Genomic DNA, 12219 nt, shown 5'->3' with positions numbered 1-12219 from the left:
ACAAAAAAAGCCAGCTTAACGCTGGCTTAAAATTCGTGGTGGTGGGGGGAGGATTTGAACCTCCGAAGGCGTACGCCGACAGATTTACAGTCTGTTCCCTTTGGCCACTCGGGAACCCCACCTGTACTGGAGCTGGCGATGGGACTTGAACCCGCAACCTGCTGATTACAAATCAGCTGCTCTACCAATTGAGCTACGCCAGCAACGAGAAGAGTGTTTATATATCCCCCAAAGTTTTAGCAAGCAAAAAATGCAGAAAATATAAATTTTTTATGTTCGCGGGCTGATAGCATGAGAAAAAGTAGCTGAAGAGATTTTTTTATTGACTCATGCGTTAGAAAAAACGCCTGCTTGATATGATGGGGCTGATGAATGTTCTGAGTGAAGTGAGTCGGGAATTTCGCCTGTTCATATAGCGTAAAACAGACGTTGCGGTGGTGGATGAATATTTGACTTTGTAGTTCCTGATGAGCAGGCACAAAAAAAGCCAGCTTAACGCTGGCTTAAAATTCGTGGTGGTGGGGGGAGGATTTGAACCTCCGAAGGCGTACGCCGACAGATTTACAGTCTGTTCCCTTTGGCCACTCGGGAACCCCACCTGTACTGGAGCTGGCGATGGGACTTGAACCCGCAACCTGCTGATTACAAATCAGCTGCTCTACCAATTGAGCTACGCCAGCAACGAGAAGAGTGTTTATATATCCCCTAAGGTTTTGGCAAGTAAAAAATGAAAAAAACATAAATTTTTTATGTTGATGGCTGATTCTGTGGGGAGAATGGCATTTTGTTTCTGAAAATGAAGTGTCTCTAGGTTGAAAAAGTGAGTTTTCATGTTTTGGGGTGCGAAAGGCAGAAAGGAATATCACTGAAAAAAGGAAGGGCAGCAGAGTTTTTTCCAGAGGTAGGATAGACAGTACAAAAAAAGCCAGCTTAACGCTGGCTTAAAATTCGTGGTGGTGGGGGGAGGATTTGAACCTCCGAAGGCATATGCCGACAGATTTACAGTCTGTTCCCTTTGGCCACTCGGGAACCCCACCTGTTTGTATTGTTGCTGTGGGAAGCAATCCCTGACAGCGGAGATGGGTTCTACGGACATGTACCGCCTTTGGCAAGAAAAAAATATTTTTAGTTTTAGGTGAATACAAGTGCGTACACCAGCAGAGTGGATTGGGCGTGTGTAGTTTCGTTCATGAAGCGTTGGGTCACAGCAATTTGATGAGATCTACAGCGAAGCTGACAAAGGACATGAAAAGAATAGCTGAGTAAAAACGGGCACTGATGGACCAGATAGGAGCACCTTCATAGTTATTAGCGCTGCGCCACAGTGCTACACACATTAAGCCGGTATACAGCAGAGCAATAAGCAACCATAGTATACGGCTCGGATCAGTAGTAGTTTCAGATTGAATCGCAAATTTTGTGACACAAATACTTACTACAGTGCCAATGATCATCCCGAAAAACCAAAAGGTAATATATAGTGGCAGTTCGCCACGCCAAAGTTTTCCAAGTATCCCCATATGACCCTCTGTTGTTGTGTGAATTCAGCTAAGTATAAATTGCTCATGGGGAAGTGCATTTATTTTATTCACAAGAATGTAACGCCATAGCCATGCAGTTAGGAAGTATGAGTGAGTGGGGAGGGTGATTGGACGAAAGTAGGCCTCAGATCAAACAGCCCCATGCAAAGCCCGTGTTTTAACGCGGTCATATAAGGTTCTGGGCGAGCCTGCCTCCGTGCCAAAACTTTCATTCTTTGCTGCGTAAGCTGCAGCACAGGCATTTCAAGGTACACTTCACCGTTGAACTGTAAGTCCACATGTACATCGTCCAGCATAAGAGGGGGAAAGAGGTTGTTAAGCCAGTTGATTGCCATTCGTTTTTCACGCTCGGGAGGAGTTATAATGGAAAATTCTGCCTGAGAAATTTGGTTCCCATCTGTGATAACTGTGGCGTTTGTTTCCATGAGTAGTGAAGTTGCAGCAGTACTCTCATGCGTAATTTGCAGAGATGGCAGATCGCGTGAGCAAAGTCTTTTTACAGATTCAGCAGCATCGGTTTCTTCTTCGTGCCGTTGGATAATGTGTAGCGAATGCGGAGTACCAAGAAGCGGCATCTGTTTTAGAATGCTTAACGCAGAAAGGGCTGGAGAGCTGTTTATTAGCAGAATTCCGCTAGCCCCTGTGAATATGTATGCCAGAGCCAAAGAGCGGATATAGAGTCCATCTACATCCATTCTAGCAGTCTCAGAGGGAAGGAAACCGGCACCGTCTTGTGTAATTTCATAATACATAGGTTTTCTCCGCGAAGTGAGTGCTTGCAGGAAGAAGACACTGTCAACACATTGCAAAGCTTGTGTATACCAGCGTTACCAAGTTTTTTAGCAACTATTCTTACTAAAACGCTACGACAAAGCTCGACTCTCAGCAATTGATTATTCGAAAAGTGTCGAGTGAGTTGTATTTTTTTACAAGTTAACATAATCACATAGGGCGAGCAAAATCGCAGGCAACACATCTGGTACTATTGGCTTTTGATCGTTATTTCCAAAACGCATAAGAGAGCGTTAGACTCTGAGGTCATTAAAGTAAAAAGCTCCCGCTTTCACAATGAAAGCGGGAGCTTTTGTCAGTTTTAGAAATAGTTGTAACGACTGTTACTACATGAGGTTTTTACCTGCCATAAATGCGGCGTAGTTACCTGCCCACATTTTAGCTGGTGTTACATTTTTAAGTGCGCTTAACCAGCACTCCTCTGGCAGTGTGTTGAATGGTGCCAGTGTGCTGAGTACACCAAGCATTACAACGTTTGCACTTCGGCCGGTAGTGTCACCAAGTTCAATTGCCTGCTTAAGGATGTCGAGCTTAATAACGTTGTAACCTTCAAGCAGTTCGCTGATGGTTTCATCGCTCGGGTACTGTTCAGGATCAAAGCCTTGCGGAATTATTGCGGTATCAGCAAAAAGGATTGTTCCGCCTTCTTTAAGCATGCCAAGGAAGCCTGGACGCAGAAGTTCGCTTTTTTCCATAACGATCAAAGCATCTGCTGTACCTGGAATGATTTGCGGGCTGCGAACGTTACCACATGCAAAGGTGGAGATAACTGGGCCGCCCATTTGAGCCATGCCGTGTGTTTCGCCTTTAACAATGTTTTTATCGCCATAGCCTGCAGCAAATGCGAGCTGCGCAAGAACCTTACCGAAGAAGAGGTTCCCCTGACCACCAACACCGCGGATAGCAAGTGACAAGCGTTCAGGTCTGTCCTGTTCAGACAGTTGTGGAATGGTAATATCCTGTGGAGGTTCAGGAAGTGTGACGGAAGATTTTTCTGTGGTCACATCGCTTGGGTCAACAATAGAAATTGCGCCTTTTGGACACATCTGCATACAAGCCGGACTTTGTGAAACACAGCCGGAACAGATGTTATTCCAGACAGGCTGGCCGTTTTCGTCAAGGCTTACACCGGAACAGATGTTACATGCGCCACAGCTGATACATTTTTCGTAGTCAACAGCAAGCTTTTGTCCGAAGTCTGATTTTGGAACTTTACGGATACATGTACCCTGCACAACCAAAGTGGTGAATTTACCTTCTTCAGCATCAGCAAGTGCTTTACGCAGGCTGGTGCGAATATCTTTGTAGTTGTAGGCGTCTACTTCAACTACATCTGTTCCCTGTGCGCGAAGTGCGTCTGTCATTACAAAGCGGTTTTTATCACCCGCAAGGTTGACTGGGGAACTTGGGCTAGGCTGTCCTCCGGTCATTGCTGTCCATTCGTTGTCGAGAACAACTTTTACGCCCGCAACGTGCCTGAATACAGTATTGCGTGTGGCGTCCATACCACTGTGGCATTCAGTTCCGTCACCAATAAGGCTAATGCATTTATTTGCAGATTCCGGTTTGGAAAGAACGTAACCTGCGCGTTTTGCTTCGCTGGCTCCCATGGCAAGACCGGTATCAAGAGCGTTCATAAAGTAGAGCAGAGTGTTACAGCCGATATCTCCGAAAATGGCTTCGAGCTGGCCGCTCTTTTTCATACGCGATGCAACCTGAGCAAACAGACGGTACGGGCAGCCTGCACAGATCATTGGAGGACGTGGAACCGGTTGTGCTGCTACTGCTTTGGAGGAGATATCTTCACCAAGAAATGCTGCAATGCTTGCTGGTGTCCATTCTGTCACTTTGCTGAAGTCAGGCTTGCCGATCACTTTCAGGCCAGCAGCTGCACATTCATCCTGAAGGTAGCGGTAGCCGTCATCCAGAACATAAACGTCACCTTCAATGGAAGCACAGAAGTCTTTAATTTTCTGCATAGGAAGCGGGTTGGTGAATCCAAGAGAAAGTACGTCAATATCATTGTCGTAGAGATCCTTGTATTCTTCCATGTATAACGCGTTCACACCATATGTGATAACACCGCGTTTCCCGTTACCTTTGAGGTGACGATTAAGCGGGCTTTCTTCAATGTATTTGGTGAGGGCAGGCATGCGCTCGTCCATTACACGGTCGTAGTTGATACGTGCAAGGTTTGGGAGCGCGTTAAGCTGCTTCATCGGTGCTACTTCAGCAATGTCGCGTGTTGCGGTTTCGCCAAGAGTGATAAGGCCTTCGCTGTGACACAGAACACCGCTAGGCTGGATAATGACCGCAGTATTGAACTTGCGAGCCAGATCAGCAGCAATGCGGGAAGATTCGTACAGTTCCTGATGATTACGAGGCTCAAATACCGGAACGAATGAGCTTTTATATAAAAGATGCGGATCAATTACGTGCTGTGTAGAGCTTGGAGTAAAGTCGGTGGCTACATAAAGAACAAGCCCGCCGCGTGGTACAGAGAATGTTGCAAGGCTGGTAAAAACGTCTCCTGCCTGAAACAGGCCGGGAATTTTCATGGTAACAACACAGTCACGACCAGCAAGAGTATGACCGTGACCAACCGCAAGCGCAACAGATTCGCTAACGGACCAGCCTACATTGATCATATCCTGAACTTGCGACAACCCTTTGTCGATTACTTCAGAGCTTGGCGTTCCCGGGTAGCCGTCTACAGCATGGATGCCGTTGCGCACACAACCGGCTGCAAAGGCAATATTGCCTTGCAGAACTGTTTTATGTCCATGTTCCTCAGTACATAACTTCTTCATAGCATTCATGGTTTACTCGCTCGTAATTGAAATAAAATATTGTGCTGCGCGGCAGTTTTTCTTTGTAAAGCAGCAAGAAAATATACGCACGGCAGCAATGAAATTATCTGAGTGTTTTTATTAAACACAAGGGGCGTAAACTTACGTTTGATTAGTCATTACACAGGTATGTTTTTTATACAAGATTGCAGAGTATTAAAAGGTTGCTAGACGCAGTAAGTCAGCATGTAATGCTATGTTGCGGCAGCACTCTGTTATGGCTTGCTAAAAATGTGGAAGTTATTTGTATCGAAAATAACAAATTTGTCCAGTGCTGGTGACAGGGCAATTTTATGTTGCCCAACCCCATGTGGCGTCTCCTTGGGTGTGCAAAAAAAAGTAACATACTGAGATTGAAGAATTTAGTTCTGCTACGGTAATACCTCTTGTGTTCAGCTTTTTTTGCATACAGTAGTCTGATGATATTTTGTAGTCATTGGCATACAAAAAACGGTTTGGCGAGTAAGTTGGTGCTATCGGCTGTACCTGCTGCGTACAGCTTTTTGCATTACAGGGGTGAGACATGACTCAATGGCTTAAAAATATACATAAAATGTTTCAGAAAAGTGGTGCTGAAGTTCGCTCAGAGCCAGAACATTCTGATTTATTATATGCGGATGCGTCACTTGATGTCCTCAAGTCTCTGGCAGTCCGCCGCAACTCGTCATATAAGGATGATACCCGCGATATTTTCGCACGGATTTCTTTTAAATATGCAGGTGAGCCTGATACCGATCCGCTAAAAGTTCTTACGCTTGTACTCGGGCATGACGTACCTGAGGTTATGTACCTCATTAAAGCCAATATGATCGGGTACCTTGACGAATGGCGAAAGCATGACTGGAGCACATTGAAAGACCAGTACGGTGATAGCATGGGCGAGCAGGATCAGTTCGGAGTCAGCCGTGAAGAATTACGAAGTCATGCCGTTAATGCTGTGCAAAAACTGGTCAGCCAGTACCTGATTGATGCAGGCGCAATTACTTCCTGCACATGGGAACAGGCAGGTATGGCAGCATACCATGCTCCAATTTCAATTAGACTAAGCAGTTACAGACATGGTGATCTTTTTATGGGAGATGCCAGAACAGAACATATGAGTAAGGTTTTGTTTGAAGCCTGCTGGCATCGACTATTCGGTGGCGTCTGTTGTGTTCAGGCAGATACAGCAGTGTATACAAAGCACTGGTCATACGATGCGGCAAAGTCACTTGAAAGACAGTCAGCCAGAGAAGCGGCAGAAACTCAATTGGCGTTATTACGACTGCATACGCAGACCCCATCCGCGATGACGTATATTCGTGAGAAACTGGTGGCAGATGGTACGCTCAGCTACATGTTGCAACAGGCAGATTCCTTTGTAAGTGCAAATGGCTTGCTTGTGTCTGAGCAAAAGAAACGCATGGAGCTCCTGACAGCTTCGGATGAAGAGACTTACGCAATGGCAAAACAGAAAGCACTGCAGCCGGTAGTGGCGCACATTGTAGAAGAGATGGACTTGCTTGCATCTGAAATAGACTGGTTGAATTCTCAGTTGTCTGGCGTTGCGCAAAATTCACGAAAGGCTGAGGCATTGCATGGCAGAAGAGATCATTTAATGACGCAGCACTTGCTTAAAGCAGGTCTGTTAGCAGTTTGTTATGATAAAGCATTTTTTTCAGGTTCAGCCATGACTGTTTCACAACCTGACGAGGGATTGTTCAGTAAGATAGTTGAAAAAACGCATTCAACTGTTTTTGATTGCAACATTACTGCGATTGCGTCGGGTATAACAGAAAGTGCCCGACAGGTTGCTGTGGTTGAACATTATATCATGTGGAAGAACCTTGTTGCTGAAGAACCTGCACCATTACGGGCACTCGTACAATCTCTACCGTATGCGCAGCGGTTGATCTATGAGGCTTCCTACCTGCAACAGATTGCGCAGTCTGCAGTGCCATCTGTTGCCGAAGATATATTAGAGGAAGCGTTAGCCGTGCCAGCCGGGGCTGGTATACCGGAAGAACTGCGGGCTAACGCAAAGAATGCTTGTTCGTTGGTTGCAGATGGTTCTGTATTGATGCTTGCTTTGAAGGGAATAGCAGAATGCATTACCTATGAAGAATTTTTGGAATCAGTAAGACTTCTTCAATATGCGGTCACTGACGCGATTGCAGGATTCACTCTTCCCTATGAGCTGTATCAATTACTGGCAAAAGTTGGAGATCTGGAACATGCAGTTAGACAAAAGGATATTTTGTCCTTTGAAGACGCGCAAAAGCAACTGGAAACACAGCTTGTCGGAGCTGACCTTACCCTTTCTGGAGAAACAAGGTTGGCTTTTGAAGAGGAACTAAAGCTTTTCTATAGGCCGTTGCGCTCCACAAGTGATTTTCGCTTGCTGACAGAAAAGATATTAATGCCGGAGACTGCTCTGGTTGCCATGTATCTGCAGTGGATTGGTGACGATGTTCAGTCACAGGGAGTAAATATTGAAGAAGGACAGAGGCAAGGTCTCGCCAAGCTGATGGTATCTCTTTTCACTATGCCGGAATTATCAGAGCAGTGGCTTATTCAGTCTGGAAGAAAAATTGGGATTTCTACAGATGAAGAAGCAATCTCGTTGCTGGAGCATATGGAAATGTTTTTTGCAGAGATTGCTGAGCAGGCAGTGCAGATGCTTGAAGAGAAGATGGAGTCACTACAGTTAGAACATGCACAAAAAGTTGAACTTTCTCTTGTGGATATGTTACAAAAGTATCTTCCTGTAACAGGTGACGGTAAGCAGGAAAGTATTGCTGATTGGCCGAAGTAATGGAGAGTCGGGGGAGTTAACGTAATCCATAGAGGGTTCTATGCGATATTTAGTTTGTGCATTTCTGGCAGGTTTCATTGTCTTTTGTACCTTGCAAAGCAGTAAGGCAGAAGTCAAAAAGTATAAATGCGTTGCTGTGAAAAGTGAAAATGTGCAGGAACCTGATTTGCGGCGAATGCGTGCGACCGTAGTTGTTTCTGAAGCACATTTATTGTCGAAAAAAGACTTGGTTGATACGGCTAAGGCTGCGGCATTAGAATTGTTTGAGAAAAGCAAAATGCAGGTAATTGTCGTTAAGCTTTATCCATCAAAAGAGTACGCGGAGTATTTCCCGCAGATGCTTGATATGACGTATGCACCGGAGGCAATTGGCTGGGACGGGAAACCTGCTGCAACCTGGGTTGCATATATTGCTGAAAAAATGCCGTCTGAAGAAGAAATGTTTCGAATCCGTACTTGGATAGTTGAGCAGGCAAAAAACAAGCAGACAATTCTTGATCGAAAGCAGGCATTGGCAAAAAAAATGAAAATCCCTGTAGACGATGTGTATTTTCCAATTTTCAATCTAGTTCCATGCCTTATGGAAAATGAGAGTTAGGGCCGTCATTTCACGTAAAGATGATGCGAGGGTGCAACGGATTGTGTTGCACCCTCGCATCTTTTTATAGGGTTGTTGACTGGTTGCATATGCCGATAAAGAGTGAATTCTTACGTTATTGAATAGTTTCGGGTAGTTTACTTTTGTGTGCTTCGGGCTGAAAACACTTGAAAAACGGTGTGATTCTTGCAATTTTACAGGCAGGAGAATGTTATGACACACACAGATACCACTACTGAAACTGAAGGGCTGCAGCAGATTTCTCAATTGCAGCAACGTGCTGTTGAGTTTGCTGAATCCGGTATGATGGAGGAGGCACTGGAAGCTGCAATGATTTGCATTGGCTTACAGGAAGAAGTTGCGCCCGATAACATGCTTCTGAGAGCAAAGCTTATCCAGAATGCGAGCCGCATTTTATTATACGCTGGTGACCTGGAGCAGGCAGAGGCCATTGCCAACGAAGGTATTGGCATTTTACAGACTGCAGAAGGTACAACCGCTGATGACATGGCGCATGCCTTTTTAAATCTGTCTTCAATTCTTTATGCAAAGAAAGATCTGGAGAACGCATCGCTGGTACTTATGGAAGCCATATCTATATGGACAACTGAAAAAGGACATAACAGTCCGGAAGTTGCAGATTGTCTTGGTAACTTGGGTCGTTTGCGTGAAGAGCAGGGAAAACCTGAAGAAGCAATCGAGCTGCATCAGCAGGCAATTGATATCAAAAAGCAAGTGTTCGGCGATCACGAGCAGACAGCATTTTCTGTTATGAATAAAGGGCTTGCTTTGATGCTTACAGGCCAATTCGCAGAGGCGAAAGAAGCTCTGGAAGAAGCGCTGGCTTGTTGCAAGCGCATTGGACAGGAAGATTCTGAAATGGCAAAAGCTTGTGAGCAGAATCTCAGTATCTGCATTGATAAAATGTAATTGTCCGTTTTTTTTGTAAAGCAGACAGCCCGTTCGCCATATGGTGAGCGGGCTTTTTTTTATCTAAGGAGTTAATAAAAAAATAAAAAAAGTGTATGGCTCAATATACAAACAGTTTTTGATAACCAGCAACATTGTAGAGTTGTGCATATGAAAGGGTACTCTGGAAAGTGGCTTGTTCTTATAGGTGCATGTTTGCTTTTAAGCATAACAGTAACCGGTTGTTTCAAAGTAGGAGCAGATTATGAAAAGCCAAATCTTACAGAATTTACAGGTACAGAATGGAAAGTATGTGCTCCTTTGCTTCAGAATGATAATGTTGCTGTCCGCTGGTGGACACAGTTTGATGATGCTGAATTGAACAGGTTGGTGCAGGCACTGCTCAGACAAAATATTTCTCTCAAAATTGCGCGGGAGCGTATTGTTGAAAGTAGAGCTCAGCGAGGGGTTACACGTGCTGACCTGCTTCCAAGAGCATATCTTGGCGGCTATGGCTTACGGACACGGGCAGCTGATGACGCAAAAGGGTTACTTGGAGTTCCGGGGGGAAACCAGACGAACTTGTTTGCTGCCGCAGCACTGGCTGGATGGGAGCTTGATCTTTGGGGGCGTGTGCAGCGTCTGGTGGAAGCAGCAGATAATACCATTGAGGCAAATCGTGCAGCATATGGAGATACAGCGGTATCTCTAGTCGCAGAGCTTGCATTAAGCTATGTGGATGCATGTGCCCTTGAATCGCGCATCCGGTTAACAGAACGTAAAATGGCTTTGCAAGAACAGCGGGTTGCTCTTACTGAATCACGGTTCCATGCAGGAACCGGAACGCTTCAGGAGTTGCTGTTGGCACAAGCTGCCGTACGTGAAAGCAGAGCGCAGCAGCATACATTTTTTCAGGCAAAAAATTTTGCAGAAAACAGCATTGCTACATTGCTTGGAGTTCCACCGAGTAAGTTTGCTTTCAACCAAGGGTGTCAGCTTCAGGTACCTATGGTTGCGGGGCTGACTGTGCCGGCAAGCTTACTTTCGCGTAGACCTGATATCCGAAAAGCAGAGCAGGAGTATGCAGCATCGGTTGCTCTTATCGGTGCAGCCAAGGCAGAGCGGTTTCCAAAGATTGCATTAGGCGGTGTGCTGAGTTTTCAGACTTCTGATGTGGAAAAGTTATTTCATGCAGATACCCTTGTGTATGCCTTTGGCGGTGGGGTGTTACTTCCTGTTTTCACCGGAGGGCGTATTGACGCCCAGATTGCTGTGCAGGAGTCGATATCTGAGCAGCGAAAATATCAATTACAGCAAACAGTTGTAGAAGCTGTTGCCGAAGTGGAAAACAGTGCGGTGGGCGTGGCTCAACGCAATAAACAAGTTCAGGAGCTATCTTGCGCGTTGCAGCAAGTGGTTAAAACGGTGGAGTTGACTGAACAATTGTTTAGAGGCGGACTAGTCGGAAAGGACTCCGTTATACAAAGTGATCTAGAACAACTTGATATCAATGACGCTCTCGTTGTTGCCCGCCAGCAGGAACTTGGTGAAGTCATTCATTTATACAGAGCACTTGGTGGCGGTTGGGATATAGCTGACAGTTCGGTAGCGCAGTTGTCTGGTAAAGCACAAACGACGACAGCAAAGGAGCGGGTAAATGAGTAAACGAAAATTATTGCTGATTATTCTTATTGTCTGTGTTGCTCTCATATTTTGGTGGTATTTTGCTCCATCTCGTTTGTCAGTAGATGCGGATGACGTTGTTTTATATGGCCAGATTGATCTTCGAACTGTTCAGCTCACGTTTAGTGAGCAGGAATATATTGAAGAGATGTTTGTGGATGAAGGAGATGTTGTGCAAAGCGGGCAGGTGCTTGCTGTATTGAAAAAAGATCGTCTTACCGCACAATTGAATGAAGCTGTGGCACGAGTAAATGCGCAACAGGAAGTTGTGCAGCGGCTTACCACCGGTTTACGTCCTCAGGAAGTTCTTCAGGCTCGGGCACGCGTTCGGGCAGCACAAGTGCGTCTGGAGAATGCCACTAAGCTGGCGCGTAGGGTACAGACAACTACCCCCTCCGGTGCGAGTACAAAGCAAAACCTTGATGATGCGTTGGCAGATGTAGCGCTTGCTAAGGCAGAGCTTGATGTTGAGCAAAATTCATTAAGTTTGGCAGAAGAAGGCTACCGCAAGGAAGATATCGCAGAGGCAAAGGCTACGTTGGATAGCCTGAAAGCCTCTGTGGAGTTATTGCAGGTACGGGTTGGTGAGCTTGAGCTTACGGCACCTGTGGATGGCATAATTCAAAATAGAATTGCAGAGCTTGGTGAGCTGGCATCGCCAGCGCGGGCTGCGTTTACACTGGCAATGACCGAGCCTAAATGGGTGCGAGCCTATTTGCCAGAACCTGAACTGGGCAGAGTCGGTGAAGGCATGACTGCCTCAGTTTACTCAGATTCATTTGCGGAACCCTTTGAAGGTTGGGTCGGGTTTATTTCTCCGCAAGCCGAGTTTACCCCCAAACGTGTTGAAACTACAGATTTACGGACGCAGCTTGTCTACGAAGTCCGTGTATGGGTAGATGATCCGGAAAATTTATTGAAACTGGGAATGCCGGTTACGGTGTCTGTTGATACTAAAGTAAACAAGACAATTAACTCAGATCTTGATGTTTCCGAAGGGACAACAGGGCAGTTGGAAGGAACTCCTGAAAAGGGCGGCAGGAGCCAATAGAG

The 12219-nt window shown here is 45.7% G+C and carries 8 protein-coding genes and 5 tRNA genes; 5 read left to right on the top strand and 8 right to left on the bottom strand.

Going from position 1 to position 12219, the window contains the following annotated elements; all coding sequences use genetic code 11:
• Nucleotides 1-36: 36 nt before the first annotated feature.
• The 8 genes from SP90_RS13725 to SP90_RS13690 form a co-directional block, all read right to left on the bottom strand.
• Nucleotides 37-122: transfer RNA gene (locus SP90_RS13725), tRNA-Tyr, on the bottom strand.
• Nucleotides 123-127: 5 nt separating this feature from the next.
• A tRNA-Thr gene (locus SP90_RS13720) sits at nucleotides 128-203 on the bottom strand.
• 310 nt (nucleotides 204-513) lie between these two features.
• Nucleotides 514-599, bottom strand: a tRNA-Tyr gene (locus tag SP90_RS13715).
• Nucleotides 600-604: 5 nt separating this feature from the next.
• Nucleotides 605-680: transfer RNA gene (locus SP90_RS13710), tRNA-Thr, on the bottom strand.
• A gap of 271 nt (nucleotides 681-951) precedes the next feature.
• Nucleotides 952-1037, bottom strand: a tRNA-Tyr gene (locus SP90_RS13705).
• A gap of 165 nt (nucleotides 1038-1202) precedes the next feature.
• Nucleotides 1203-1520, bottom strand: coding sequence for a hypothetical protein (locus SP90_RS13700; protein WP_066857439.1), 318 nt, complete (start codon nucleotides 1518-1520; stop codon nucleotides 1203-1205).
• A gap of 98 nt (nucleotides 1521-1618) precedes the next feature.
• Nucleotides 1619-2293: a DEAD/DEAH box helicase family protein gene (locus SP90_RS13695; RefSeq protein ID WP_066857436.1), complete on the bottom strand. Its 675-nt coding sequence runs from the start codon at nucleotides 2291-2293 to the stop codon at nucleotides 1619-1621.
• A gap of 366 nt (nucleotides 2294-2659) precedes the next feature.
• Nucleotides 2660-5152 carry a 2-oxoacid:acceptor oxidoreductase family protein gene (locus tag SP90_RS13690; RefSeq protein WP_066857433.1) on the bottom strand — a complete coding sequence of 831 codons (2493 nt, stop codon included), beginning with the start codon at nucleotides 5150-5152 and terminating at the stop codon, nucleotides 2660-2662.
• Nucleotides 5153-5705: 553 nt separating this feature from the next.
• On the opposite strand from SP90_RS13690, the gene SP90_RS13685 reads away from it, so the two are divergent.
• The 5 genes from SP90_RS13685 (at nucleotide 5706) to SP90_RS13665 (ending at nucleotide 12217) form a co-directional block, all read left to right on the top strand.
• Nucleotides 5706-7976: a hypothetical protein gene (locus tag SP90_RS13685; RefSeq protein ID WP_066857429.1), complete on the top strand. Its 2271-nt coding sequence runs from the start codon at nucleotides 5706-5708 to the stop codon at nucleotides 7974-7976.
• A gap of 40 nt (nucleotides 7977-8016) precedes the next feature.
• Entirely contained in the window at nucleotides 8017-8574 is a 558-nt protein-coding gene (locus SP90_RS13680) for a DUF4875 domain-containing protein (protein WP_066857426.1), read from the top strand.
• 213 nt (nucleotides 8575-8787) lie between these two features.
• Complete coding sequence (locus tag SP90_RS13675; protein WP_066857423.1) at nucleotides 8788-9504, top strand: tetratricopeptide repeat protein; 717 nt, start codon at nucleotides 8788-8790, stop codon at nucleotides 9502-9504.
• Between the two features lie 150 nt (nucleotides 9505-9654).
• On the top strand, nucleotides 9655-11148 hold the full coding sequence (locus SP90_RS13670) for an efflux transporter outer membrane subunit (RefSeq protein WP_066857420.1): 1494 nt from the start codon (nucleotides 9655-9657) through the stop codon (nucleotides 11146-11148).
• Nucleotides 11141-12217, top strand: coding sequence for an efflux RND transporter periplasmic adaptor subunit (locus SP90_RS13665; RefSeq protein WP_066857417.1), 1077 nt, complete (start codon nucleotides 11141-11143; stop codon nucleotides 12215-12217). The genes SP90_RS13670 and SP90_RS13665 overlap by 8 nt, the downstream gene beginning before the upstream one ends.
• The last annotated feature ends 2 nt before the right edge of the window (nucleotides 12218-12219 follow it).

The organism is Halodesulfovibrio spirochaetisodalis, from assembly GCF_001672295.1.
GTDB classification, from domain to species: domain Bacteria; phylum Desulfobacterota; class Desulfovibrionia; order Desulfovibrionales; family Desulfovibrionaceae; genus Halodesulfovibrio; species Halodesulfovibrio spirochaetisodalis.
The sequence above is the reverse complement of the archived record's forward strand: the minus strand, read 5'-3'. Positions and strand labels throughout refer to the sequence as shown.

What these genes read in the sequence shown, in the direction of transcription:
- SP90_RS13700 (WP_066857439.1), bottom strand. Translation starts at nt 1,520, where the DNA reads ATGGGGATACTTGGAAAACTTTGGCGTGGCGAACTGCCACTATATATT.
- SP90_RS13695 (WP_066857436.1), bottom strand. Translation starts at nt 2,293, where the DNA reads ATGTATTATGAAATTACACAAGACGGTGCCGGTTTCCTTCCCTCTGAG.
- SP90_RS13690 (WP_066857433.1), bottom strand. Translation starts at nt 5,152, where the DNA reads ATGAATGCTATGAAGAAGTTATGTACTGAGGAACATGGACATAAAACA.
- SP90_RS13685 (WP_066857429.1), top strand. Translation starts at nt 5,706, where the DNA reads ATGACTCAATGGCTTAAAAATATACATAAAATGTTTCAGAAAAGTGGT.
- SP90_RS13680 (WP_066857426.1), top strand. Translation starts at nt 8,017, where the DNA reads ATGCGATATTTAGTTTGTGCATTTCTGGCAGGTTTCATTGTCTTTTGT.
- SP90_RS13675 (WP_066857423.1), top strand. Translation starts at nt 8,788, where the DNA reads ATGACACACACAGATACCACTACTGAAACTGAAGGGCTGCAGCAGATT.
- SP90_RS13670 (WP_066857420.1), top strand. Translation starts at nt 9,655, where the DNA reads ATGAAAGGGTACTCTGGAAAGTGGCTTGTTCTTATAGGTGCATGTTTG.
- SP90_RS13665 (WP_066857417.1), top strand. Translation starts at nt 11,141, where the DNA reads ATGAGTAAACGAAAATTATTGCTGATTATTCTTATTGTCTGTGTTGCT.